Origin of the sequence: Pseudorhodobacter antarcticus (genome assembly GCF_900110135.1) — a bacterium.
Lineage (GTDB): Bacteria > Pseudomonadota > Alphaproteobacteria > Rhodobacterales > Rhodobacteraceae > Pseudorhodobacter > Pseudorhodobacter antarcticus.
In genome coordinates, this window is the sequence record NZ_FOCO01000015.1 from 1 (window position 1) to 24102 (window position 24102).

Annotated in this window: 23 protein-coding genes and 1 riboswitch; of the genes, 10 read left to right on the forward strand and 13 right to left on the reverse strand. The window is 60.1% G+C overall.

Annotated elements, in window-relative coordinates; genetic code table 11:
- Window positions 1-279: transposase (locus BMY36_RS09265; RefSeq protein ID WP_175469273.1), on the reverse strand; the 279-nt coding region annotated here is incomplete at its 3' end.
- Window positions 280-343: 64 nt separating this feature from the next.
- Between BMY36_RS09265 and BMY36_RS09270 the strand changes: the two genes are divergently transcribed.
- From BMY36_RS09270 to BMY36_RS09310, 9 genes are all read left to right on the forward strand, one after another.
- Window positions 344-1522 (forward strand): UDP-galactopyranose/dTDP-fucopyranose mutase family protein, encoded by a 1179-nt coding sequence (locus BMY36_RS09270; RefSeq protein ID WP_050519748.1) that lies wholly within the window; start codon window positions 344-346, stop codon window positions 1520-1522.
- A gap of 67 nt (window positions 1523-1589) precedes the next feature.
- Complete coding sequence (locus BMY36_RS09275; RefSeq protein WP_419186859.1) at window positions 1590-2906, forward strand: acetylornithine deacetylase/succinyl-diaminopimelate desuccinylase family protein; 1317 nt, start codon at window positions 1590-1592, stop codon at window positions 2904-2906.
- On the forward strand, window positions 2903-4375 hold the full coding sequence (locus tag BMY36_RS09280) for an ABC transporter substrate-binding protein (protein ID WP_050519747.1): 1473 nt from the start codon (window positions 2903-2905) through the stop codon (window positions 4373-4375). Before BMY36_RS09275 ends, BMY36_RS09280 begins: the two co-directional genes overlap by 4 nt.
- Window positions 4376-4441: 66 nt before the next feature.
- A complete protein-coding gene (locus tag BMY36_RS09285) occupies window positions 4442-5389 on the forward strand; it encodes an ABC transporter permease (RefSeq protein ID WP_050519746.1) in 948 nt (315 codons plus the stop codon).
- A 2-nt stretch (window positions 5390-5391) separates the two neighbouring features.
- Entirely contained in the window at window positions 5392-6207 is an 816-nt protein-coding gene (locus BMY36_RS09290; protein WP_050519761.1) for an ABC transporter permease, read from the forward strand.
- Window positions 6204-7808: an ABC transporter ATP-binding protein gene (locus BMY36_RS09295; protein WP_050519745.1), complete on the forward strand. Its 1605-nt coding sequence runs from the start codon at window positions 6204-6206 to the stop codon at window positions 7806-7808. The genes BMY36_RS09290 and BMY36_RS09295 overlap by 4 nt, the downstream gene beginning before the upstream one ends.
- Window positions 7798-9246 carry an aldehyde dehydrogenase family protein gene (locus tag BMY36_RS09300; protein WP_050519744.1) on the forward strand — a complete coding sequence of 483 codons (1449 nt, stop codon included), beginning with the start codon at window positions 7798-7800 and terminating at the stop codon, window positions 9244-9246. The genes BMY36_RS09295 and BMY36_RS09300 overlap by 11 nt, the downstream gene beginning before the upstream one ends.
- Before the next feature lie 4 nt (window positions 9247-9250).
- Window positions 9251-9979: an SDR family oxidoreductase gene (locus BMY36_RS09305; RefSeq protein WP_050519760.1), complete on the forward strand. Its 729-nt coding sequence runs from the start codon at window positions 9251-9253 to the stop codon at window positions 9977-9979.
- Window positions 9963-10970, forward strand: coding sequence for a P1 family peptidase (locus BMY36_RS09310; RefSeq protein WP_050519743.1), 1008 nt, complete (start codon window positions 9963-9965; stop codon window positions 10968-10970). The genes BMY36_RS09305 and BMY36_RS09310 overlap by 17 nt, the downstream gene beginning before the upstream one ends.
- Here the strand turns inward: BMY36_RS09310 and BMY36_RS09315 are convergent.
- The 11 genes from BMY36_RS09315 to BMY36_RS09365 all read right to left on the reverse strand — a co-directional run bounded on the left by BMY36_RS09315 (window position 10967) and on the right by BMY36_RS09365 (window position 21323).
- Window positions 10967-12007, reverse strand: coding sequence for a FecCD family ABC transporter permease (locus BMY36_RS09315; RefSeq protein ID WP_050519742.1), 1041 nt, complete (start codon window positions 12005-12007; stop codon window positions 10967-10969). The two genes, BMY36_RS09310 and BMY36_RS09315, sit on opposite strands and share 4 nt — an antisense overlap.
- A 4-nt stretch (window positions 12008-12011) precedes the next feature.
- A complete protein-coding gene (locus tag BMY36_RS09320; protein ID WP_050519741.1) occupies window positions 12012-12947 on the reverse strand; it encodes an ABC transporter substrate-binding protein in 936 nt (311 codons plus the stop codon).
- An 8-nt stretch (window positions 12948-12955) separates the two neighbouring features.
- Window positions 12956-13735: an ABC transporter ATP-binding protein gene (locus tag BMY36_RS09325; protein ID WP_050519740.1), complete on the reverse strand. Its 780-nt coding sequence runs from the start codon at window positions 13733-13735 to the stop codon at window positions 12956-12958.
- A complete protein-coding gene (locus BMY36_RS09330; protein WP_139193993.1) occupies window positions 13732-14028 on the reverse strand; it encodes a hypothetical protein in 297 nt (98 codons plus the stop codon). The genes BMY36_RS09325 and BMY36_RS09330 overlap by 4 nt, the downstream gene beginning before the upstream one ends.
- A gap of 105 nt (window positions 14029-14133) precedes the next feature.
- Window positions 14134-14353: riboswitch (cobalamin riboswitch) on the reverse strand.
- A gap of 53 nt (window positions 14354-14406) precedes the next feature.
- Window positions 14407-15099, reverse strand: a complete 693-nt coding sequence (gene phoB / locus BMY36_RS09335; protein ID WP_050519738.1) for a phosphate regulon transcriptional regulator PhoB — start codon at window positions 15097-15099, stop codon at window positions 14407-14409.
- 6 nt (window positions 15100-15105) lie between these two features.
- Complete coding sequence (gene phoU / locus BMY36_RS09340) at window positions 15106-15822, reverse strand: phosphate signaling complex protein PhoU (protein WP_050519737.1); 717 nt, start codon at window positions 15820-15822, stop codon at window positions 15106-15108.
- A gap of 11 nt (window positions 15823-15833) precedes the next feature.
- Window positions 15834-16601: a phosphate ABC transporter ATP-binding protein PstB gene (pstB, locus tag BMY36_RS09345; protein ID WP_050519736.1), complete on the reverse strand. Its 768-nt coding sequence runs from the start codon at window positions 16599-16601 to the stop codon at window positions 15834-15836.
- Window positions 16602-16613: 12 nt separating this feature from the next.
- Window positions 16614-17921, reverse strand: coding sequence for a phosphate ABC transporter permease PstA (gene pstA / locus BMY36_RS09350; RefSeq protein WP_050519735.1), 1308 nt, complete (start codon window positions 17919-17921; stop codon window positions 16614-16616).
- Complete coding sequence (pstC, locus tag BMY36_RS09355; protein ID WP_050519759.1) at window positions 17918-19102, reverse strand: phosphate ABC transporter permease subunit PstC; 1185 nt, start codon at window positions 19100-19102, stop codon at window positions 17918-17920. Before pstC ends, pstA begins: the two co-directional genes overlap by 4 nt.
- Before the next feature lie 61 nt (window positions 19103-19163).
- Window positions 19164-20180, reverse strand: a complete 1017-nt coding sequence (locus BMY36_RS09360; protein ID WP_050519734.1) for a substrate-binding domain-containing protein — start codon at window positions 20178-20180, stop codon at window positions 19164-19166.
- Between the two features lie 102 nt (window positions 20181-20282).
- Window positions 20283-21323 (reverse strand): ATP-binding protein, encoded by a 1041-nt coding sequence (locus BMY36_RS09365; RefSeq protein WP_050519758.1) that lies wholly within the window; start codon window positions 21321-21323, stop codon window positions 20283-20285.
- 184 nt (window positions 21324-21507) lie between these two features.
- Between BMY36_RS09365 and BMY36_RS09370 the strand changes: the two genes are divergently transcribed.
- Window positions 21508-23295 carry an SLC13 family permease gene (locus tag BMY36_RS09370; protein ID WP_050519733.1) on the forward strand — a complete coding sequence of 596 codons (1788 nt, stop codon included), beginning with the start codon at window positions 21508-21510 and terminating at the stop codon, window positions 23293-23295.
- Between the two features lie 5 nt (window positions 23296-23300).
- Here BMY36_RS09370 and BMY36_RS09375 read toward each other — a convergent pair whose 3' ends face one another.
- Window positions 23301-24047: a sulfite exporter TauE/SafE family protein gene (locus BMY36_RS09375; RefSeq protein WP_331458132.1), complete on the reverse strand. Its 747-nt coding sequence runs from the start codon at window positions 24045-24047 to the stop codon at window positions 23301-23303.
- Window positions 24048-24102 lie beyond the last annotated feature (55 nt).

Here is a 24102-nt window from a genome sequence, read left to right on the forward strand (position 1 = left end):
GAAGTTTGGCACCGCCCAATCCAAGTCGATCAGGTGCAGGAGGCTCTCGACAAACCCCGTCGTCTGCCGCAGCGCCATGCCGAACAGTACTTTCATCGTCAGACATGTCTGGATCGCAGCGTCACTGTAGTCGGGCTGTCGGCCACGTTTTCCGGTCGGCGCAGCCTCCCAGGCCATGGTGGGATCGAACCAAATCGTCAGCGAGCCACGACGCTTGAGCGCTTCGTTATAGGCGGACCAGTTCCTGGTCTTGTAGGCGAGGGGTGTGGGTTTACTCATACCACACAGCTACCATGCTGGATTCACAAGATGAATCCCTCATGGGATTTGTGCAACAGAGCCCATGACAGCCACCACAGATGCACAGCGTTCGGTCTTAATTGTGGGCGCGGGCCTGTCGGGGGCGGTGGTGGGGCGCGCTCTGGCCGATGCTGGATGGGCCGTGCAGATCATCGACAGCCGCGCGCATATTGCGGGCAATTGTTACACCGCGCGCGATGCGGATACGGGCGTTTTGGTGCATGTATATGGCCCACATATTTTCCACACCGATGATGCGGACGTTTGGGCGTATGTGAACCGCCACACGACCTTTCGGGCGTTCAAAAACCGGGTGAAAACCACCAGCCAAGGGGCGGTTTATGCGCTGCCCATCAACCTGCACACGATCAACCAGTTTTACGGCAAAACCTTTGGCCCTGCCGATGCCCAAGCGTTTTTGGAGGCGCAAGGCGATGCCAGTATCACCGACCCGCAGACGTTTGAAGAACAAGCGTTGCGGTTCGTTGGCCCCGATTTGTATGAAGCGTTTTTTAAAGGATATACCGAAAAACAGTGGGGCTGTGCGCCGTCTGAGCTGCCTGCGTCCATCTTGAAACGCCTGCCGGTGCGGTTCAATTATGAGGATGATTATTTCGCGCATCGTTTCCAAGGGATGCCCGAGGATGGCTATACCCCTATGGTCGCGTCGATTTTGGACCATCAAGGCATTACGGTGACGCTGAGCACTACGTTTACGCCCGACATGGCGCGGGGCCACACGCATGTGTTTTGGTCGGGCGCGCTGGATGGGTATTTCGATTTTCGGTTGGGACGCTTGGGATACCGTACCTTGGATTTTGAGGCGTTCTCAGGTGTCGGCGATTACCAAGGGTGCGCTGTGATGAATTATGGCGACCGCGATGTGCCATACACCCGCATTACCGAACACAAGCATTTTTCGCCGTGGGAAAGCCACGACAGCACCGTGTGTTGCCGCGAATTTTCGCGCGCGGCGGGGCCAGAGGATGTGCCCTATTACCCGATCAGGTTGGTGGAGGAACGGGCGCTGTTGGGTGATTATGTGGCGCTTGCGCAAGCGTGCGAGGGCGCTACGTTCTTGGGGCGACTTGGCACCTACCGCTATCTGGATATGGACGTGACCATCCGCGAGGCGATGGATGCCGCCGAGGCGTTTTTGGCGCGGGGCGGTCATTTGCCCGCGTTTTGCGTGGACCCGCTGACAGGCGCCAAGGTGATTTGACCGGGTTATTTTGGCGGGCGTGAATAATCTTGTTGAAGCGACGATTTTCCCGCGCCATCATCCGGTTATGGAACCCACATCCCCCCGCTATGACGCCTTAATGACGAACCTGCGCACTCGCGAACGCGATTTGATTGCGCTGACCCAAGATTTAATTCGCATCCCCACCTTGAACCCGCCCGGCGAAAATTATCGCGCGATTTGCGATTATCTGGACCAGCGCCTGCGCCGCATGGGGTTTGCCACGGAAATGATCCGCGCGCATGACACGCCGGGCGATTGTGATGAATACCCCCGTTGGAACGTGGTGGCGCGGCGTGAAGGCAGACGGGCGGGCGATTGTGTGCATTTCACCAGCCATATCGACGTGGTCGAAGTAGGCGCGGGCTGGACGTTTGACCCGTTTGGCGGCGAGTTGCACGATGGCAAGATTTACGGGCGTGGGGCCTGCGATATGAAAGGGGGCCTCGCCGCGTCGATCATCGCGGTGGAGGCGTTTTTGGGCGTCTGCCCCGATTTTGCAGGCGCGATTGAGATTTCTGGCACAGCCGATGAGGAATCGGGTGGTTACGGTGGCGTGGCCTATTTGGCCGAAAAAGGCTATTTTTCACCGCAAAAGGTGCAGCATGTGATTATTCCAGAACCGCTGCAAAAAGACCGCGTGTGTCTGGGTCATCGCGGCGGTTGGTGGGCGGAGATTGAGACGTTTGGCGAAATTGCCCACGGCTCCATGCCGTTTCTGGGTGATTGTGCGATCCGTCATATGGGGGCCGTGCTGGACGTGTTTGAAGATAAACTGTTCCCCGCCATGGCGCTGCGGCGCACCGATATGCCCGTGGTGCCCGAAGGGGCGCGGTCGTCCACGATGAACATCAATTCCATCCACGGCGGGCAGCGTGAAACCCCTGCGGGCTCCACCGCGCTGCCATCCCATTGCGTACCCGACAGTTGCCGCATCGTGATTGACAGGCGGTACTTGGTGGAGGAATCGCTGGACGGTGTGCGCGATGAAATTGCGGGCTTGCTGGACGGGTTGAAACGCGACCGCCCCAAATTTGATTATGCGATGCGCGAATTGAACCATGTTATTCCGTCGATGACCGACCGTGACGCCCCGGTGGCACGCACGGTGGCGGCGGCGATTGCGCAAGTGTTGGGAAAACCTGCGGAATTTGTCGCCTCGCCGGGCAGTTATGACCAAAAGCACATCGACCGCATTGGCAAGTTGAAAAACTGTGTCGCTTACGGGCCGGGGCTGTTGGAACTGGCGCATAAGCCCGATGAATATGTCGGCGTTGCGGATATGATGGACAGTGCCGCCGTGATGGCGCAAAGTTTGGCAACCTTGCTGTTGCCGGGACCAAAAAACGGGGAGACGACATGAAACATTTGACTGCGCTTATTCTGGCGGGAACGACCGCTGTGTTTGCCACGGCGGCGGCCGCTGAAACCAATATCCGCGTGGCGATGCAGTTGGAACCGCCGAACCTTGACCCGACCAGCGGGGCCGCGCAAGCCGTGGATTCGGTGGTTTATTCCAATATCTTTGAAGGGTTGACGCGGTTCATGTCCGACGGATCGGTCGTGCCGGGGCTGGCGGAAAGCTGGGAGATTGCAGCGGATGGGCTGACCTATACGTTCAAGCTGCGGCCCGGTGTGATGTTCCATGACGGCACCACGATGGACGCCGAAGATGTGAAGTTCAGCCTCGATCGTGCCCGGGCCGAGGACAGCACCAATGCGCAAAAGGCGTTGTTTGCCAGCATCGCGGATGTGACGGTGGTGGATCCGTTGACGGTGCAACTGACCCTGTCGGCCCCAAACGGCGCGATGTTGTTTAATCTGGCGTGGGGTGATGCAGTGATCGTGGCGCCGGAAAGCATTGCGGATATTGCGACCAAACCGATTGGCACTGGTGCGTTTACCTTCACAAATTGGGTGCAAGGCGACCGGATAGAGATTGCGCGCAACCCAAATTATTGGGGCACGCCCGCCGCGATGGAAACGGCGACCTTCCGCTTTATTTCCGACCCAACAGCCGCCTTTGCCGCTGTGATGGCCGAGGATGTGGATGTGTTTGTGGGCTTTCCCGCCCCCGAAAACCTGCCCCAGTTTGAGGCGGACCCAAGGTTTCAAGTGTTGGTGGGCAACACCGAAGGCGAGACGATTTTGGCGATGAACAACGCCCGTGCGCCGTTTGACAACAAGCTGGTGCGCCAAGCCGTGGCCCATGCGATTGACCGCCAAGCGATTATTGACGGGGCGATGTACGGCATCGGCACGCCGATTGGTACGCATTTTGCGCCGCATAATCCCGATTATGTGGACCTGACCGGCCTGTCGAATTTTGACCCCGAAAAATCCAAGGCGCTGTTGGCCGAGGCGGGGTTTGCCGATGGGTTTACCACCACGTTGAAATTGCCACCGCCATCCTATGCGCGGCGTGGCGGCGAGATTATTGCCGCACAGTTGCGCGCCGTGGGCATCCAGACCGAGATTGAAAACCAAGAATGGGCGCAATGGTTGGAAACCACGTTCAAAGGCAAGGATTTTGGCCTGACGATTGTTAGCCATACCGAGCCGATGGACATTGGGATTTACGCCAACCCCGATTACTATTTCGGCTATAACAACCCCGATTTGCAGGCGATGATGACCACGCTCACATCCACCACCGACCCGGCCGCGCGGTCGGAGATGTGGAAGCAAGCGCAGACTGTGATCGCCGAAGATTTCGTGAACGCTTATCTGTTTGAACTCGCGGTGCCCACGGTGGCAAAGGCGGGGATTGAAGGTTTGTGGTTGAACCAACCCACCGCCGCGATTGACCTGACGGGCGTGACTTGGCTGTAATTGAATGGGCGGCGCAGGGCACCCCGCGCCGCTGTTGACTGACCCCAAGCGCGGAGCCGCCCAGCGATGATACGCTACACCGCCACGCGCCTAATCTCGCTTTGTATCAGCTTGATTGTGGCGTCACTGGTGATTTTCACAGTGGTGGAGGTGTTTCCGGGCGACCCTGCTGCCTATATGCTGGGGGTCAACGCGCAACCCGATACGGTGGCCGCGTTGCGGGCGGAATTGGGGTTGGATATGTCGCGGCCTGCCCGATACCTCGCTTGGGTTTCCGGCATGGTACAAGGCGATTTTGGCCAATCCTATACTTACCGAACGCCCGTGTCGCAGATGATTATGGACCGGATTTGGGTGTCGCTGCCACTAGCGCTGTTTGCGCTGGTGCTGACCGTATTAATCGCCTTTCCCGCCGGGATTTACGCAGCCAGCAGGCGCGGTGGCGCGGGGGATATTGGCGTGATGGGGGCCACGCAGCTGGGAGTCGCCATCCCGAATTTCTGGTTTGCGATGATCTTGGTTTTGATATTCGCCATCCATCTGCGCTGGTTTTCGGCAGGCGGATTTCCGGGTTGGGACAAGGGGCTGTGGCCCGGTATCAAGGCGCTGATCTTGCCCGCTGTCGCACTGGCGCTGCCGCAAGCGGCGATACTTTCGCGCGTGATGCGGTCATCCTTGTTGGATATGCTGGGCGAAGATTTCATCCGCACCGCCCGCGCAAAGGGCCTGTCGCGCCGCCAAGCACTGTGGCGCCATGCCCTGCGCAATGCGATGATTCCGGTGTTGACCATCATCGGATTGCAATTTTCGTTCCTGCTGGCGGGTGGCATTGTGATTGAGCAGGTGTTTTTCCTGCCCGGCTTGGGACGGTTGATTTTCCAAGCCATTTCCGCCCGCGATTTGATTGTGGTGGAAAGCGTGGTGATGCTGCTGGTGTTTTTGGTGATTGTGGTGAATTTCGCGGTCGATATCGCCTATGCCGCCGTAGACCCTCGACTGCGAGTGCGGCGATGACGGTGCCGCGCGGGTTGATTGCAGGCGCGGGTTTGGCGATTTTGTTTATTGCGGGCGCGCTATTGTCGTTTCTGTGGACGCCTTATGACATTTTAACCCTGTCCATCCCCGACCGTTTGCAGCCGCCCAGTGCTGCGCATTGGCTGGGCACCGACCATCTGGGCCGCGATATGCTGTCAATGGTGATGATGGGGGCGCGCACGTCGATTGCGGTGGCGCTGTTGGCGGTGGGGATTGGCATGGGGTTGGGCGTGCCGCTGGGATTGTGGGCGGCGGCGCGGCGCGGGTCGCTGTTGGATGAGGTGATTATGCGGGGCAATGATTTGATTTTTGCCTTTCCCAGCCTCGTGATTGCGATTTTGATCACGGCGGTGTTTGGCGCAGGGGCAATGAACGCGATTATTGCGATTGGGATTTTCAATATTCCGGTGTTTGCGCGGCTGACACGCGGGGCCGCGCTTTCGTTTTGGGCGCGCGATTTTATCTTGGCCGCGCGGGTCTCGGGCAAATCACCCGCGCGCATTTCGGTGGAACATATCTTGCCGAACATCGCCAATTTGATGATTGTGCAAGGCACCATTCAGTTTTCATTGGGCATATTGGCCGAGGCGGCACTGTCCTACATCGGGCTTGGCGCGCAACCGCCCATGGCCAGTTGGGGGCGAATGCTGGCCGATGCGCAAACGCTGGTCAGCATCGCGCCGCATGTGGCGCTGGTCCCGGGGTTTGCGATTATCCTGTTGGTGTTGGGGTTGAACCTGATGGGGGACGGGCTGCGCGACATGCTGGACCCGCGCATCCGGGTGGCGCGCGTATGACATTGCTGGCGGTTCAAGGGCTGAATGTAAGCATCCGCGCAGTGCAGATTTTGCACGAAGTCACGCTAGAGGTTGCTGCGGGCGAGGTGGTCGCTATCACGGGTGAAAGCGGGTCGGGCAAGTCGATGACAGCACTTGCCGTGATGGGTCTTTTGCCGGATAGGTCGATGGCGACCGGGCGGGTGGTATTGGACGGGGCGGACCTGTTGGCGCTGAGCGAGGCGCAGATGTGCAGCATCCGGGGCCGCGATATTGGCATGGTGTTCCAAGAGCCGATGACCGCTTTGAACCCCGTGCAGACTATCGGCGCGCAAGTGGCAGAAACCATCCGCATCCATGAAGGGATTGGCAAAGCGCAAGCTTGGACCCGCGCGCGCGATATGCTGGCCCGGGTGGGGCTGCCCGAGGCGCGCTTTCCCCTGACCCGCTATCCGCATGAATTGTCTGGCGGGCAACGCCAACGTGTGGTGATTGCGATGGCAATTGCGTTGCGCCCCAAACTGCTGATCGCGGATGAGCCGACAACCGCGCTGGACGTGACCACGCAAGCGCATATCTTGGACCTGCTGCGCGATTTGGCCAGCGAATTCGGCATGGGGTTGCTGATGATCACCCATGATCTGGCGGTCGTGGCACAAATGGCGGACCGGATTGTGGTGATGCAAAAAGGCCGCGTGGCGGAGACTGGCCCCACCGCACAGCTGTTTGCCGCGATGAAGCACCCCTATACCCGCGCGCTGTTTGCGGCGTCGGCGCACCGGGTGAACCTGCCGCCCGCCCCCGCCCCTGTTCCACTGTTGCAGGTGCGCGGCGTGACCCGCACCTACCGCCAACCGCGCCGCAGCTTGTTTGGCCCGCGCGCGGTGGTCGATGCAGTAGCGGATGTCAGTTTCACGTTGCACAAAGGCGAACGCTTGGGGCTGGTGGGCGAATCTGGCTGCGGAAAATCGACCCTAACCCGTGCGATTTTGGGGTTGGAGGATGTGCAGGCGGGCGAAATTACGCTGAACGGCGCGCCCGTATGGTCCGCCAATCGCTCCAATCTGGCCGTGCGCCGCCAAATGCAGGTGGTGTTCCAAGACCCCTATGGCAGTTTCAACCCCCGCCACCGCGTGTCCCGTCTAATCACCGAGCCGTTTCATTTGCTCCCCCATCCCCCGCAAGGTGAGGTACGCGATGCCGCGATTGCCCGCGCGTTGACGGATGTGGGCCTGTCACCGGATGATGCGCACAAATACATTCATGAATTTTCCGGCGGCCAGCGCCAGCGCATCGCGATTGCCCGTGCGCTGATCAACGACCCCGACCTGATTGTGTTTGATGAGGCGGTATCGGCGCTGGACGTGTCTGTGCGCGCGCAAGTGCTGGATTTGCTGGCCGATCTGTGCCGCAAACGGCCCCTTAGTTACCTGTTCATCAGCCATGATTTGCATGTGGTGCACAGTGTTACCGACCGGGTGATGGTGATGCAGGCAGGCCGGATTGTGGAGCAGGGCGTGACCGAGGAGGTCTTTGGTAACCCGCAGCATGCCTATACCAAAACCCTGCTCGCCGCCGCGCCAAGACTGCCCGAAATAGGGGGGATTTCCCATGTTACTTGACGCTTTTGCCATCCCTGCCGCCCACCATTTGATCGGCGGCGTTTGGATGCCTGCGCGCGAAACGCTGGCGCTCATCAACCCCTCTACCGGGGAATGGTTGGCCGATATTGGGCGCGGCGATGGCACGGATATTGATGCCGCCGTGACCGCTGCGCATACCGCCCGCGCAAGTGATTGGGGCCGTATGACCGCGTTGGAGCGGGGGCGAATTTTGACGCGGCTGGGCCAATTGATTTTGACGCGGGTCGATGATCTGGCGCAATTGGAGGCGCGCGATGTCGGCAAACCGCTGGCTCAAGCACGCGCGGATGCTGTGGCGCTGGCCCGGTATGTGGAATTTTACGGCGGCGCTGCAGATAAGATTATGGGCGAAACCATCCCCTATCTGGACGGCTATACCGTCTATACGCTGCGCGAGGCGTTTGGGGTGACGGGGCATATCATCCCGTGGAATTACCCGATGCAGATCATCGGGCGGTCGGTAGGCGCGGCGCTGACCATGGGCAATGCCTGCGTTTTGAAACCGGCGGAGGAGGCGTGTTTGACCGCGTTGGCTTTTGCGGCAATGGCGACCGAGGCGGGGCTGCCTGCGGGGGCGCTGAACGTGGTGACGGGTTTGGGCGCGGAGGCGGGGGCAGCCCTGGCCGGGCATCCGCGCGTGCAGCACCTGTCGTTTACCGGTTCGGTGGGTGTGGGCGCGCTTATCCAAGCGGCGGCGGCGCGCAATGTGGTGCCCGTGACGCTGGAACTGGGCGGCAAGTCGCCGCAGATTGTGTTTGATGATGCCGATCTGGACCGTGCGCTGCCGTTTTTGGTCAATGCAGGGGTGCAAAACGCAGGACAAACTTGTTCAGCATCATCGCGCATATTGGTGCAGCGCGGTGTTTATGACGCGGTGCGCGACCGGATGGCGGCGGCTTATGGCGCGCTAACCGTTGGCCCGGCGTTGGGAAATCCATCTGTGGGGCCGTTGATTTCAGCACGGCAAAAAGCGATTGTGGAGGGGTTTTTGGCACTGGGGGCCGATTTGAAAATCGCAGGCGAAGGAGTTTTGCAAAGCGATGCGCCCCCCGCTGGCCATTACGTTCGCCCAACCCTGTTTGCCGATGTGCCACCCAACCACCCGCTGGCGCAGCAAGAAATCTTTGGCCCCGTGCAAGTTATTATCGCGTTTGAGGATGAGGCGGACGCGCTGCGCATCGCCAACAGCACCGAATATGGGCTGGTGGCCGCCGTGTGGACCCGCGATGGTGGCAGGCAAATGCGGTTTGCGCGCGATTTGCACGCGGGCCAAGTGTTTATCAACAATTACGGCGCGGGGGGCGGGGTGGAACTGCCCTTTGGCGGGGTGGGCAAATCCGGCCATGGGCGCGAAAAGGGGTTTGAGGCGCTGTACAGCTTTTCGCAATTGAAAACGGTGGCAGCATGGCATGGGTGATCGCATGAGACTGATGGGAAAAATCGCAATTGTGACCGGGGCCGGGTCGGGGTTTGGCGCAGGCATCGCGCGCAAATTCGCGGCGGAGGGCGCGCGGGTGATCGTGGCGGATATCAATTTGGAAGCGGCACAGGCGGTGGCGGATGAAATTGGCGGCACAGCGCAGATGTGCGATGTGGCCAACCGCGCCAGCGTGGCCGCCCTGCGCGACATGGCGCAAGCGGTTGATATTGTGGTGAACAATGCGGGCGTGACGCACTTGCCCTGCGCGACCGAGGATGTGAGCGAGGATGATTTTGACCGCATCATAGCCGTGAACATGAAGGCGATTTATTTGATGACCCAGGCCTTTGTGCCGAGGTTCAAAGCGCGCGGTTCGGGCACTATCCTGAACATCGCATCGACTGCGGGCGTGTCGCCGCGCCCGCGTTTAAGTTGGTATAACGCGTCCAAGGGATGGGTGATTACGGCGACAAAATCGCTGGCGGTGGAGCTGGCCCCTTTTGGCATCCGCGTGAACGCGCTAAACCCGGTGGCGGGGGAAACGCCGCTGCTGAAGTCGTTTATGGGGCAGGATACGCCAGAAATTCGCGCCAAATTCCTGTCGACCATCCCCTTGGGGCGGTTTTCCACGCCCGAAGATATTGGCAATGCCGCGTGCTTTTTATGCTCCGATGAGGCGTCGATGATAACGGGCGTCGCGATGGAGGTGGACGGTGGGCGCAGCATATAAAACCGGACCGCGCAATACGATCACCGATGTTGCAGGGTTGCGGGTGGGCAACGCATCGGACGCAGGCTTGAAATCTGGAGTCACGGTGGTGACCGCCGATGCGCCGTTTGTGGCCAGCGTGCATGTGATGGGCGGTGCGCCGGGGACGCGCGAAACCGATCTGCTCGCCCCCGATAAAACCGTGGTGGCGGTGGATGCGTTGGTGCTGGCGGGTGGGTCGGCGTTTGGGCTGGATGCCTGTTCGGGGGTGGTTGACGGCTTGCGCGCGGTGGGGCGCGGGTTTCGGGTCGGCGATGCGGTGATCCCGTTGGTGCCGGGGGCTATCTTGTTTGATTTGCTGAATGGCGGGAGCAAAAGCTGGGCGGTAAACCCTTACCCCGCCTTGGGGCGCGCGGCGTTTGATGCGGCGGCCCCCGATTTTGCGTTGGGGTCGGTGGGGGCTGGTACAGGCGCGCTGGCGGCGATGCACAAGGGGGGGCTGGGGTCCGCGTCCTTGGTGTTGGGCGACGGCACGGTGGTGGGTGCGCTGGTGGCAGCCAATCCGGTGGGCAGCGTGACCACACCCGGCGAACGGCATTTTTGGGCCGCATCGTTTGAAATGGGTGCGGAATTTGGCGGGCGGGGGCCGGACCCCACATCAGGGCATTGCGCCCCGCCCCAAAGCCAGAAAATGGCGGCGCTGCTGGGGCCGCGCAGCAACACCACCATCGCGATTGTGGCGACCGATCGCGCGCTGACCAAGGCGCAGTGCCACCGTTTGGCCGTGGCCGCCCATGACGGCATTGCGCGCGCTGTGGTGCCTGCGCACACGCCCTTTGACGGGGATTTGGTGTTTGCCCTGTCCACTGGCAACGGCGCGCCCGCCAGCGATGCGGAAATGGTGGAGATTGGCCACGCCACCGCCCTGTGCCTGTCCCGCGCTATTGCCCGCGCGGTGTATTTGGCGACCCCAGCGGCGGGTGATGTGTTGCCCTGCTATCAAACTAACTAGCTGCGCCGCCCCAGCAACCAGACAAAAAACAGCCCGCCCCCAAACCCTGTGATGATGCCAATCGGCATATCCTCGGGCGCCATGATGGTGCGCGCGACAATGTCGGACCACAGCAGCAGCACCGCACCCACCATCGCAGAGGCGGGCAGCACGCGCGCATAATCACCCCCCACAACCAAGCGCACGATATGCGGCACCATCAGCCCCACGAACCCGATGATGCCCGAAAACGCCACCATCGTGCCCGTGATCAAAGCGCTGGCGACGAACACCTGCACCCTAAACCGCGCCACCGGAATCCCCAAGGTTGCAGCCGTTTCATCGCCCAGCGTCATCGCGTTCAGGTCGCCAGCCCGCCGCCACACCCACAGCGAAATCGGCAACAACACCGCCAAAGGCCACATAAGTTGCCCCCATTGCGCAAGGCCAAGCCCGCCCAGCATCCAAAACACCACCGTATGGGTGGCGCGCGGATCACCCATAAAAATCAACATATTGGCCAATGCCATCACGATAAACGATACGGCCACCCCGGCAAGGATCATGCGGTCCGCCGATGTGGCCCGCGTGGTTTGCGTGACCCCAAGCACCAACAAAGTCGCGGCCATCGCCCCCAAAAAGGCAAACAGCGGCACGGTCGCCAGCCCCAAAAACAACCCCGTGTGCAGCAGCGCCAAAATCGCGCCAAAAGCCGCGCCAGAAGAGATGCCAAGCAGATGCGGGTCGGCCAAGGGGTTGCGCGTGACCGCTTGCAACATCGCCCCTGTCACAGCCAAACCTGCCCCCACCAAGGTCGCCAGCATCGCGCGCGGCAGGCGCAGATTCCACACGATTGCGCCATGCCCCGCTGGCCAGTCGGGGGTAATCCAACCCGGAATAATGGCGTTTGCCACCACACCCCAAACCGTGGCGCCGGGCACATAAACTGCCCCCACACTGACCGCGAGGGAAAAGGACAGGGCCAACACCACAACCCCCAGCGCCAGCAAAAGCACCAGCCTGCGCTGCGGGGTCGATAAAAGGGTGGCCCTGACCATTGGGTCAGTTGCCCCGCAAGGCGGCGGCGACCTTGGTAACGGCAGCGATGTTGCGCGGGCCGGGCGTTGCCTCCACATATTCCAGCACGACAAAGCGGTTGTTGCGCACGGCGGAAATGCTGGCAAAGGCTGGATTGTCCTTAAGGAAGGCGATCTTTTGTTCTGCGGTCACATCGCCGTAATTCACGATCATGATAACTTCGGGATCACGTTCCACCACCGCTTCCCATGCGATTTCTGCCCAGCTTTTTTCAATATCATCCAGAATGTTCACACCGCCCGCCGCCTCAATAATCGCGGTGGGCATGGCATAGCGGCCAGCGGTAAATGGGGCATCCTGCCCCGAATCGTACACAAAAACGCGCGGGGCTGCGGGCAGTGGCGTCAATCCCGCCAAGGTCGTGGCCAGATCATCGCGGTAGCCTTGGACCAGCGCCTGCGCCCGATCCTCCTCCCCGAAAATGCGGCCAAGGTTCAACAGGTCGATATACATATCCTCCATGCTGATCTTGGATTTGGGCATGATGTGGCTGCAGCTTTCCGTCAGCTCATACACGTTGATATTATACGCCGCTAAACTTTCAGGCGTCACCTCACCGCCCACTTTCATGCCGTAATTCCAGCCTGCAAAATAGAAATCGGTGCCAGCGCCGATCAACACCTCGCGGCTGGGGTATTTTTCCGACAGTTCGGGCAAGGCCGCCACCCCTTCGCGCAAATCAGGTGCCAAGGTTTTCCAGCCCGAAATCCCGGTGTATCCCACCATGCGATCGGTCAGGCCCAAGGCCAACATCATTTCTGTCAGGTTCACGTCATTGGATACGGCGGCGGTTGGGGCCGCGTCAAAGGTCACGCTGCGATTGCAGCTTTGCACCGTGACCGGAAACGCAAAGGCGGCGCTGCTGGTACAAGCGAAGAGTGCGGCAAGGATAAGTTTCATTTTGGGCCTCAGGAATTGGTTAGGTGAAAGGTTAGATGGGGGGCGTTGCTGGGGTGCAGGTGTTGGACTGCGACGCCAACCCCAAACACGGCGGCCAATGTCGCAGGGGTCATTGCATTGCGCGCGGGGCCAAGGGCAGTCACGCGACCATCAGCCAGCAGCACAATGTCATCGCACAAATGGGCGGCCAGGTTCAGGTCATGCAGGCTGATAACGATGGTCAGGCCAAGGTCGCGGATTAGGGCAATCACCTCTAGCTGATGGCGGATATCAAGGTGGTTGGTGGGTTCATCCAGCACCAAAATTGCGGGGTTTTGGGCCAATGCGCGGGCGACCATAACGCGCTGACGTTCGCCCCCCGACAAGGTGCCCATCAAGCGGTGCGCCAAGGGACCAAGCGCCAGTTGGTCCAGCGCATCGGCGACAATGGCCTGTTCACTGCGGCCAGACTGCGGTGACGCGTGCCGATGCGGCGCGCGGCCAAGCGCCACCACCTCGGCCACGCTAAGGGCGAAATCGGTGGGGTGCTCTTGCAGCACGGCGGCGATTTGGCAGGCGACCGCGCGAGCATCCATCGCCCAAATGTCCACCCCGTCCAACAAAACTTGCCCCGTGCGGGGGCGCAAAAACCGATAAATCAAACGCAACAATGTGGATTTTCCCGCGCCATTCGGGCCGATCACGCCCAAGATGCGGCCTTTTTGCAAGGATAGCGACACGGCCGACAAAACGGGCGCACCAAAGCGCGGGCCCCAGCCCACGCCGCGCAATTCCAAATGAGGGGTCATTGCAGGCGGGTCCCCAACGCTTCGATACGGCCAAAGGCGGCTGGTGCGGCGGCGCTGTTGATATCGCCTTTGAACCAAATCTCGGCTGCCGTTGCGTGCCAAGCCACCGTACAATCCCGGCTGCAATCCGCCAGATCGGCCTGCCCGGACAAAGTAAAATCCAGCCTAACGCCGTCAATTTGCGCCATTGCCGCAGACAGGCGTGTGATCAGACCAATACCCGCATGACACGGCGCGCCTGTGTGACGGCACAAGGTGCTGGTCGTCAATCGGTGGTTTTTTGGGTGAGCCATGTCATTCGCCTCCGCGCAAAGGACGGGGCGGGCAGCGCAATGCTGCATAAGGTCGGGATAAACCGATCCATCATAGCAAAACTCCTGTCCAGACACCCCGTCCGGGTTGGTTGACCTATGATGGCAGGTCTCCTGACTTGCGGGTCAACGCCGACTTGCGCCTTCCCAAACCCAAAGCGCGGGTTCAGTGGCTGTTGCAAGCAGGCTTACCGCGTACAGTTGCGGGGGCAGTCACGGATTCGGTGCCTGTTGGCTACGCCTTACCGTGTTCCCTTTTCATCCGGCGCAGCTTTCACCTGCCAGAACCATCGAAAACACACAGACCCGGTTCTGCGGGCAGAGTCAATCCATACTGCGACACATCGCGGGCAAAACCCGTCAGCCCAAGGCGTAACCCGCACCCCGCACGGTGCGCAAAATATCGGTTCCGTCCGTGCCGCACAGCACTTTGCGCAACCGGCCCACATGCACATCCACCGTGCGGGTTTCAACGTGGATGTCGCGGCCCCAGACCAAATCCAACAACTGTTCGCGGCTTAACACACGACCAGGGCGTTCCATCAGGGTTGCCAGCAGCCGAAATTCGGTTGGCCCCAACTTCAATTCAACCCCTGCGCGGGTGACGCGGTGAGTTTCGCTGTCCAGCGTCACATCTTGAAATTCCAGCACCACGCCAACGGTGGAGGGGCGAACGCGGCGCAGGTTGGCCCGCACCCGCGCCATAAGTTCCGCGATGGAATAGGGTTTGATGACGTAATCATCCGCGCCGGTTTCCAAGCCGCGCACGCGGTCCAACTCCTCGGACCGGGCCGACAGCATGATAACGGGGATTGCGCGGGTTTCGGGGCGCATTTTCAAGCGCCGACAAACCTCAATCCCCGACAAATGCGGCATCATCCAATCGAGGATAATCAGGTCGGGCGGATTTTCCGCGACCAGCAGCATCCCCTCCTCACCATCGCTGGCTTGGGCCACGCGGTAGCCTTCGGCAGCAAGGTTATAGGCCAGCACTTCGCGCTGCGCCGCCTCATCTTCGACCAGCAAGATCAGGGGTTGGGTCACGGCTGCCATTGCGCGTTACCGTTCCGTGCCTGTCATCAAAGCGGTGTTATCCGCCTTTGGCCGCGCCTCGGCGGGCAAGCTGCCTGTCACCAGATAGATCACCTGTTCGGCAATCCCCGTGGCGTGATCACCCATCCGTTCGATGTTTTTGGCGATGAAATGCAAGTGCATACAGGCGGAAATATTGCGCGGATCCTCCATCATATGGGTGATGAATTCGCGAAACAGGGCGTTGTACATTTGGTCCACGTCATGGTCATCTTGGCGCACCTGTTCGGCCAGAACGACATCGCGGCGGGCGTATGCATCCAGCACATTTTTCAACTGCAATTGCACCGCCTTGGCCATGCGCCGGATGGAACCTGCCGACCCCGCGACCGCCGGCATCTGCGCCAGAACATTGGACCGTTTCGCAAGGTTTTTGGCATAATCGCCGCAACGTTCCAGCGCGCCTGCAATTTTCATCGCCGTCAGCACCGTGCGCAAATCGGCAGCGGTGGGGGACCGCAGCGCGATCAGGCGCGCGGCATCCATATTGATCTGTTCTTCAAGCGCGTCGATCGCTTTGTCGCCAGCGCGAACAGCGCTCGCCAGCGCCTCATCGCGGGTTTCCAGCGCTGTGGCGGCGTTCAAAATAGCCTCCTCCACCAGCCCTGCCATACGCATGATATGCGTCTCAATCGCTTCAAGGTCGCGGTCAAATGCGGTGGTAATATGGGTGTCTTTTTTCATCGTATCCTCCGTCAGCCGATGCGGCCGGTGATATAGCTTTCGGTGCGGGGGTCGCGCGGGGTGGTGAAAATTTGCCCAGTTTCGCCGTATTCTACGAGGTTTCCAAGGTGGAAAAACGCAGTGCGTTGGCTGACGCGGGCGGCCTGTTGCATGGAATGGGTGACGATGACGACCGCGAATTGGGTGCGCAACTCGTCAATTAACTCCTCCACCTGTGCCGTGGCGATAGGGTCCAGCGCGGAACAGGGTTCATCCATCAACAAGACCTCGGGGTTGGTGGCGATGGCGCGCGCAATGCACAGACGTTGCTGTTGGCCGCCCGACAGGCCGGTGCCGGGGGCGTGCAGGCGGTCCTTCACCTCGGCCCACAGGGCCGCGCGGCGCAGGGATTTTTCCACCACTTCGTCCAGCTCTGCCTTGCTGCGGGTTAGCCCGTGAATTTTGGGGCCATACGCCACGTTATCATAAATCGACTTTGGGAACGGGTTGGGTTTTTGAAACACCATGCCCACCTTGGCGCGCAGTTGCACCGGGTCCACGCGGGGGTCATAGATGTTTTCGCCCTGCATCAAAATTTCGCCCTGCACGCGGCAAATATCGATGGTGTCGTTCATGCGGTTCAAGCAGCGCAAAAAGGTGGATTTGCCGCAGCCCGATGGGCCGATAAAGGCGGTTACGGTGTTGTCGAGGATATCGACATCAACATCCTTGATCGCGTGGTTGTCGCCGTAAAACACCTGCACGCTGCGGGCGGTCATCTTTGTGGTTTCAGTAGTCATAATCTGTTCCCTTTACCAGCGGCGTTCAAAGCGGCGGCGCAGCAAAATTGCGGTGGCGTTCAGGACCAACAAGAACACCAACAAAACGATAATCGCCCCGGATGCACGTTCCACAAAGGCAGGGTCGGCGCGCTGGGTCCAGTTGTAGATTTGCACCGGCAGCGCGGATGCTGGGTCAAAGAACCCTTCGGGCGGCGCGCCGGGGTATTCGCGCACAAAGGCGACCATGCCGATCAACAGCAAGGGGGCGGTTTCGCCAAGCGCTTGGGCCAGGCCAAGGATTGCCCCGGTCAGGATGCCGGGCGCGGCCAGTGGCAAAACATGGTGAAACACCGCCTGCATTTTGGACGCGCCCACCCCAAGGGCTGCATCACGGATGCTGTTTGGCACCGCCTTCAGGCTGGCGCGGGTGGCGATAATGATGGTTGGCAGGGTCATCAACGTCAACACCAGCCCGCCCACGATGGGGGCCGATTGGGGCAGGCCCGCAAAGTTGATGAAGATCGCAAGGCCAAGGATGCCAAACACGATGGAGGGCACGGCGGCAAGGTTGGCGATGTTCACCTCTATCAGATCGGTCCAGCGGTTTTTGGGCGCAAATTCTTCGAGATAGATGGAGGCAGCAACACCAAGGGGCAAGGCCAAGCACAAAACCACCAGCATCATATAAAGGGAGCCGAGGATGGCCACGCCCAACCCCGCCGCCTCGGGCCGTTGGTCAGAGGCATCGGCGGCGGTGATAAACGCCCAGTTGAAATCGCGCGACATCAGACCTTTGTCTTGCATCGCATCGGCCAGCGCCAGTTGGCGGGTGGAGATTTTGGTGTCGATCGCAGCGGATTCGAGGCTGACACGCCCTTTCAGATACCCATCGACCCGGCCATTGGCGAGGATGGAAAAGCTGACTGTTTGGCCCACCAAATCGGGGTTGGCCAGCACCGCATCGCGAACTTGCGCGGGGGCCTCCTTGGAAATCGTGTCGGCGATATCATCATCCGTCAGCCCATCAATCACGATGCCATTGTCGGCAATCGCCTGCGCCAATGCGGCGTTGATCACACGGGCATAGCCGATGGTCGTGACTTTGTGCATCACATCGGGGTCACGGGTGCCGGATTTATCCAGCGCGCTTTCGGTCAACGTGATGGGAATATGGATAAACGTCTGGCGAAACGCGCCAAGGCCGGAGGAGAAGACCGAGGTGAGCAGCATCACCAGTGCAGCAAGGCTGATGCCAATTGCCGTGAGGCCGTAACGGCGAAAGCGGCGTTCGGCGGCGTTGCGGCGTTTGGTGCGGGTGTCTTGGGCCAGCAGACTCATTCATATTGCTCCCGATATTTGCGTACGATGATCAGCGCCAGCACGTTCAGGCAAAGGGTAAAGGCGAACAGCGTCAGGCCAAGCGCAAAGGCGACCAGCGTTTCGGGGGCGGCAAAATCGGTGTCGCCCGTCAACTGGCCCACGATTTTGACGGTGATGGTTGTCATCGCCTCAAACGGGTTCAAATCCAGTTTTGCTGCCGCCCCCGCGCCCAGAACCACGATCATCGTCTCGCCAATCGCACGGCTGGCGGCCAGCAACACTGCGCCCACAATACCGGGCAAGGCGGCGGGCAACACGACTTGGCGGATGGTTTCAGACTTGGTGGCCCCAAGGCCCAGCGACCCATCGCGCAGTGATTGCGGGACTTGGCTGATGATATCATCCGACAGGGATGATACAAACGGGATCAACATAATCCCCATCACCAACCCCGCCGTCATCACCGACGACCCGCTGTTGCCAAGGCCCAACGGCTGCGCAAAATAATCGCGCAACAACGGGCCAACGGTGATCAAAGCGAACAGGCCGTAGACGATGGTGGGGATGCCTGCCAAAACCTCAATCAACGGTTTGGCAATGGCACGCAGGCGCGGCCCGGCGTATTCCGATAGGTAAATTGCGGCAAACAAGCCCGTAGGGACGGCGAATAATAAAGCGATAAAGCTGATGTAAAGCGTGCCCCAGAGAAGCGGCAAGAACCCAAGGTCGCTGTCGCCTTGGAACCGGGGCGACCATGTGGTGGAAAAGAAAAACCGCGTCCAATCATATTGCGAAAAGAAGTTGCGGGTTTCAAACAGCATCGACAAAACGATGCCCGCCGTGGTCGCAATCGCGATGGAGGAGGCGAGGATGAGCAGCCCCATCACCGCACGTTCCACCGCGTTGCGCGCACGGAAGGTGGCCGAACTGCGCAGCCATGCCCAAACCAGCCCCCCAAGCGCCAACGCCAGCACCGCAAACCCGCCCGCGTTGCCAAGGGGTGCCACCGTTTGCCATGCCAAAAACAGAACCGAAGCGGGCAGCACCGTCCAGATCGCCACAGCCCAGCCGTAATAATGCGGCAGCGAATGAAGACGGCGGCTGTCGCCTTGCACCGATGCCAAAGCGCGGCGGCGGCCAAGCACGAACCCAAGCGTGGCGAGGATGCCTAGCATCAAAAGAGTGGAAACTGCGGTCATCAAAGCCCCTGCATGTCGGCGACACATGGGGTGGGGCCGGATGGCCCACACCCCGTTTTCATCACTGCATCGTCACTTCATCTGCCACAACCGCTTGGGTTTCGGCAAGCGCCGGGTCGGACACCATGCCGTAAGCCGCCAAGGGACCGTCCGGGCCTGCCAGATCATCGGAGACAAAGAATTCCGCAAATTCCTTCAGCCCCGGAATTACGCCGATATGCGCCTGTTTCAGGTAGAAATACAGCGGGCGTGACACGGGGTATTCGCCAGATGTCACGGATTCGGTGGAAGGTAACACGCCGTTCATGGTGGCCACCTGCAACTTGTCAGTGTTGTTTTCATAAAACGACAGGCCAAACACGCCAATCCCATCGGGGTTCGATGCAATGCGTGCCAGCGTTTCGGTATAATCGCCGTCAATATCCACAGACCGCCCATCGGTGCGCAGCGCGGTGCAGGTTTTTGCAGCATCATCGCCTTTCAACGCGACCAACGCTTCGACAGCGCCGCTGTCTTGGCAGCCCTGCTCCAACACTTGCAAATCAAACACTTCGCGGGTGCCGTGCTTGGTGCCGGGCACAAAGGCCATGATGGGCTGCGCGGGGAAATTTGGGTTCACATCGGCCCATGTCATCGCGGGATTGGCAACCAGCGCGCCGTCCACGATCACTTCGGCGGCCAGTGCTTTGTACCAATCGGCGGGGGTGAACGCAAAGGCGTTGCCGGCAATACCCGATGCAAACACGATGCCATCATAGCCAATGCGCACTTCGATAATATCGGTCACACCTGCGGCGGCGCAAACCTCACGCTCACTCGCTTTGATCGCGCGCGATGAATTGGCGATATCAACGGTGTTTTCGCCCACCCCTTCGCAAAACCGCTTTAGCCCCGAGGAGGAGCCACCCGATTCGACCACGGGCGTTGGGAAATCGGTGTTTTCGCCAAACGCTTCGGCCACGATGGTCGCATAAGGCAGCACGGTCGATGATCCGGCGATTTGCACTTGGTCGCGGGCCAATGCAGGTGTGGCGGCCAAAAGGGCAATGGCAGAGGCGGTTATGGTCAAACGGGTCATGCATCTTCTCCTGAAGGTTTGCAGATAGGTCCCCCCTATGGCGACCCATGCCTACGCTTTAGTCGCGCTTGACCACGCTTTTGCGACAGTTGTGTAACAATTTTATGAAACCTGTCGGGACGCGCCCACACTTGGCACATAAACCGAAAAACAAGACCCCTGCCCCGGCGTGCTGGCAATGGTCAGGCGGCCTTGGTGGCGGTGCAGGATGTGTTTGACAATCGCAAGGCCAAGGCCCGTGCCGCCCTTTTCACGCGACCGATGGGCATCAATGCGATAAAATCGTTCGGTCAGGCGCGGCAAATGGTGCGCGGCAATCCCTGCGCCTTGATCGACCACATCAATGCGGATTTGCCCCGCTGCCACCGGATGCAGCACGACCGATACCACCTTGCCCGGCTGGCCATATTTCACCGCATTTTCAATCAAGTTCTGGAACACTTGCATCAGCTGATCGGCATCCGCGGTTACTGGCACAGCCTCTTGGCCTGACACTTCAATCACAACGCCTGCGGCATCCGCCATGGGGCGTAAACTGGCTGCCACGGTCGCCAACAGGTCTGCCAGATTGACCAAACCCGTGGGGCGGCGACGCTCCTCCGCCTCCACCGATGATAGCGACAACAGATCGCGCACCAAACGGGTCATGCGCCCTGCCTCGCGCCCCATAATCTCAAGGAAACGGTTGCGCGCGGCGGGGTCATCCTTGGCCGCCCCTTTCAGGGTTTCAATAAAGCCGGTTAGGGTGGTTAAGGGCGTGCGCAATTCATGGCTGACGTTGGCCACAAAATCACGGCGAAACTGGCCAATCTGTTCGGCTTCGGTGATATCTTTGAACGCGCACAGCGCCCCTTGCAGCAACGGCGTCACCGCGACCAAATACGTCACCTCATACGAGGGGCCGATCACGACGAAACGCGCCTGCCCCGCCACACCGCCCTGCAAAGCCGCAGCAATCGTTTGCAGCAAGGCGGGCTGGCGCAGGGCGATGGCGTGGTGGCGCGCGACCTGCCCCGCGCCCAAAATGGCCACCGCCTCTGGGTTGGCATGGGTGATACGCGCGTCCGCGTCGATGAACACCAGCGGCAAGGGCACCGCCCCCAAAACCGCCCCAAACATATTTGTATCCATAATCGCCCGCATGTCCTGTCCCATTTCGACAAGTTTGCCCGAATTCCCGCGAATAGGCGAGGGGGGCACAAAAACCCTGCACGGTGCAGGTGTAACATCCGGTCAATCTTTGCTAAGAGTGGGAACCTGTGCGATTGCCACGGGTTAAACCTTGCTGTGAATTTCAGAAAACAGCCCCGCAAAGGATGCATCCCCTGTGATCGCCATTTCCACCGACTTTGCCCCGTTTGTTGCCCTTGCGCTGGTGGCGGTTTTGTTTGTGCTGTTCATGCTGGAACGCTACCCGCCCGAGGTGACGGCAGCAGGTGTTGCGGCAGCGTTTCTAATCTTGGGGCTGGTGCAACACGATACCGCCCTTTTGGCCTTTTCCAACCCTGCACCGCTGACAATCGCCGCGATGTTCGTGATTTCGGGCGCGTTGGTGCGCACCGGGCTTTTGGATGCGCTGGCCGGACGTATTTTGGCCTGGGCCGAGGTGTCGCCTGTGTGGGCCGGGATTGGCTTTATCTTTGCCACCATTATCGCGTCAGGCACGGCCAACAACACGCCCGTGGTTTTGGTCCTTATCCCCGTTGTGATCAAACTGGCGCAAAAGCTGGGGCTGGCCGAAACGCGCGTCCTTATCCCCTTGTCTTATGTGGCGATTTTGGGTGGCACGCTGACACTGGTGGGCACATCGACCAATATTTTGGTTGCGGGCGTGGCCCAAAACGAAGGGCTGACCCCGTTTTCGATTTTTGAAATTACACCGATTGGGGTGGTTGTCGTGGCGGTTGGCCTTGTGTCGCTGGCCATTCTGGGGCCGCTGTTGCTGCCCAAACGGCGCAGCGCGGGCATTTCACAATCTGACCATGACACGGTTTATCTGACCGAAATCAAGGTTGACGCCGATTTCGCCGATATCGGCAAACCCTTGGCCGAGGTGACGGCGTTGCAGCGGTCGGCCATCCAGATTTTGGCCCTGCGCGACCAAGGCGCGCTGCGCCGGGACGGGGTGGCAGACCATATTTTGGCCGCGGGGGATGAGGTGATCTTGCGCCTTGATGCGGCAGAGCTGTTGACGCTGAAACAGGCCACAGGGCTGGTGCTTGGGGCGGTGCGCGGTGCGCCCCCTGTCAAGTCAGAGGAGGAGCAGATCATCGCGCAGGTGATGGTCAAACCAAACCGCCACCGCAGCCAAAGCAGTTTGGGGGCGCTGGGGTTGGGCCGCCGCTATGGCATGCGGATTTTGGGTGCGTTTCGTCCCGGCCATAAATTTGGCCCCGATCTGGACCGTGCCGTGCTGCGCCCTGCCGATGTGTTGCTGATCGAAGCGCCGCAATCGGCGTTTGAACGGCTGGAACGGTCCGTCGATCTGGTGCCTATCAGCCGCCCCACTGTGCGCGCGTATCGCCGTAGCCACGCCCCTTTGGCCGCACTCGCCATGCTGGGCGTGATCGTGCTGGCCGCATTGGGCGTGGCCGAAATTGCGGTATTGTCGCTGATTGCTGTGGCGATTTTGCTGGTCGCGCGCTGCATCGACAGCGATGAAGCCTGGGGGTTTTTGGATGGCGGCATTTTGGTGCTTATTTTTTCCATGCTGATCATCGGGTTCGGGCTGCAAGAAACCGGAGCCGTGGCGATAATCGTGGCCGCCATTGCCCCTTATGTGGACGGATTGCCCCCCATCGTGATGCTGGGGGCACTGTACCTGCTGACGTCGATTTTGACCGAGATTGTTAGCAATAACGCGGTCGCCATCGTGGTCACCCCCATCGCCATCAGCCTTGCCATCAGCGCCGGGATTGACCCGCGCCCGATGGTGGTCGCCGTGATGTTTGGGGCCAGCGCCAGTTTTGCCACGCCGATCGGCTATCAAACCAACACGCTGGTGTATGGCGCGGGGAATTACAAATTCACTGATTTCTTGAAAATCGGCGTGCCGATGAATTTGATCGTGGGGGTGGCCAGTGTGTTGACCATCCCGATCTTTTTCCCGTTCTAACCGGGTTAGCGCAGGAAAAACAAAACGCTCATCCCTACGCCAACGGCGGTGATAAACAGGCGCAACAAGGCGGTGTTGGTGATCTTGCGGCTGTAATGCCCGCCCGCAAAACCGCCCAAAGCGGATGCAATGGCCATTGGCACCGCCGCTTGCCACACGATCAACCCGGCCGCAACAAAGGCAAGCGCCGAAATCAGCGACAGCGCCGCCGACAGCACATTTTTCAGCCCGTTCATATTGTGCAAATCGCTGTAGCCCAGCAGGCCAAATGCGGCCAACAACATGATGCCCAAACCGCCGTTAAAATACCCGCCGTAAATCGACACCGCCAACAAAACCGCCGCAGATACCAACGGTCCCGCAGGCCCGAACCCTTGGCTGCGGGTCGCCGCAATCAACCTTGGCCCAATGGCAAACAACACCGTGGCCCCCAGCAGCAACCACGGCACCAACCCGGTGAACACGCTGTCGCTGGTGACCAACAGCAGCCCCGCCCCGGCCAGCGCGCCAAAGGCCGCGACCGCCAGAACGGCGCGCAGCCCCAACGCCCCTTCGGCCCGCAAATCGTGGCGATACGCCCAAGCGCTGGCAACATAACCCGGCAAGGCGGTCAGGGTCGCGGTGGCGTTGGCTGCGACCGGGGGGACGCCTGTGTAAATTAACGCAGGCAGAGTTAGGAATGTACCACCGCCAGCCACGGCATTCAATGCGCCCGCCGCAAACCCCGCCATGATCAAAATCAGAATGTCCATCAACAGCCCCCCACCAGCAGGCAAAGGTTTTGCACCACTCAGGTTAAACCCGCAA

Bases quoted from the DNA above. Each gene is read 5' to 3' on its own strand.
- BMY36_RS09270 (WP_050519748.1), top strand. From the start codon at position 344: ATGACAGCCACCACAGATGCACAGCGTTCGGTCTTAATTGTGGGCGCG.
- BMY36_RS09275 (WP_419186859.1), top strand. From the start codon at position 1,590: ATGGAACCCACATCCCCCCGCTATGACGCCTTAATGACGAACCTGCGC.
- BMY36_RS09280 (WP_050519747.1), top strand. From the start codon at position 2,903: ATGAAACATTTGACTGCGCTTATTCTGGCGGGAACGACCGCTGTGTTT.
- BMY36_RS09285 (WP_050519746.1), top strand. From the start codon at position 4,442: ATGATACGCTACACCGCCACGCGCCTAATCTCGCTTTGTATCAGCTTG.
- BMY36_RS09295 (WP_050519745.1), top strand. From the start codon at position 6,204: ATGACATTGCTGGCGGTTCAAGGGCTGAATGTAAGCATCCGCGCAGTG.
- BMY36_RS09300 (WP_050519744.1), top strand. From the start codon at position 7,798: ATGTTACTTGACGCTTTTGCCATCCCTGCCGCCCACCATTTGATCGGC.
- BMY36_RS09305 (WP_050519760.1), top strand. From the start codon at position 9,251: ATGAGACTGATGGGAAAAATCGCAATTGTGACCGGGGCCGGGTCGGGG.
- BMY36_RS09315 (WP_050519742.1), bottom strand. From the start codon at position 12,007: ATGGTCAGGGCCACCCTTTTATCGACCCCGCAGCGCAGGCTGGTGCTT.
- BMY36_RS09320 (WP_050519741.1), bottom strand. From the start codon at position 12,947: ATGAAACTTATCCTTGCCGCACTCTTCGCTTGTACCAGCAGCGCCGCC.
- BMY36_RS09325 (WP_050519740.1), bottom strand. From the start codon at position 13,735: ATGACCCCTCATTTGGAATTGCGCGGCGTGGGCTGGGGCCCGCGCTTT.
- BMY36_RS09330 (WP_139193993.1), bottom strand. From the start codon at position 14,028: ATGGCTCACCCAAAAAACCACCGATTGACGACCAGCACCTTGTGCCGT.
- phoB (WP_050519738.1), bottom strand. From the start codon at position 15,099: ATGGCAGCCGTGACCCAACCCCTGATCTTGCTGGTCGAAGATGAGGCG.
- phoU (WP_050519737.1), bottom strand. From the start codon at position 15,822: ATGAAAAAAGACACCCATATTACCACCGCATTTGACCGCGACCTTGAA.
- pstB (WP_050519736.1), bottom strand. From the start codon at position 16,601: ATGACTACTGAAACCACAAAGATGACCGCCCGCAGCGTGCAGGTGTTT.
- pstA (WP_050519735.1), bottom strand. From the start codon at position 17,921: ATGAGTCTGCTGGCCCAAGACACCCGCACCAAACGCCGCAACGCCGCC.
- pstC (WP_050519759.1), bottom strand. From the start codon at position 19,102: ATGACCGCAGTTTCCACTCTTTTGATGCTAGGCATCCTCGCCACGCTT.
- BMY36_RS09360 (WP_050519734.1), bottom strand. From the start codon at position 20,180: ATGACCCGTTTGACCATAACCGCCTCTGCCATTGCCCTTTTGGCCGCC.
- BMY36_RS09365 (WP_050519758.1), bottom strand. From the start codon at position 21,323: ATGCGGGCGATTATGGATACAAATATGTTTGGGGCGGTTTTGGGGGCG.
- BMY36_RS09375 (WP_331458132.1), bottom strand. From the start codon at position 24,047: ATGGACATTCTGATTTTGATCATGGCGGGGTTTGCGGCGGGCGCATTG.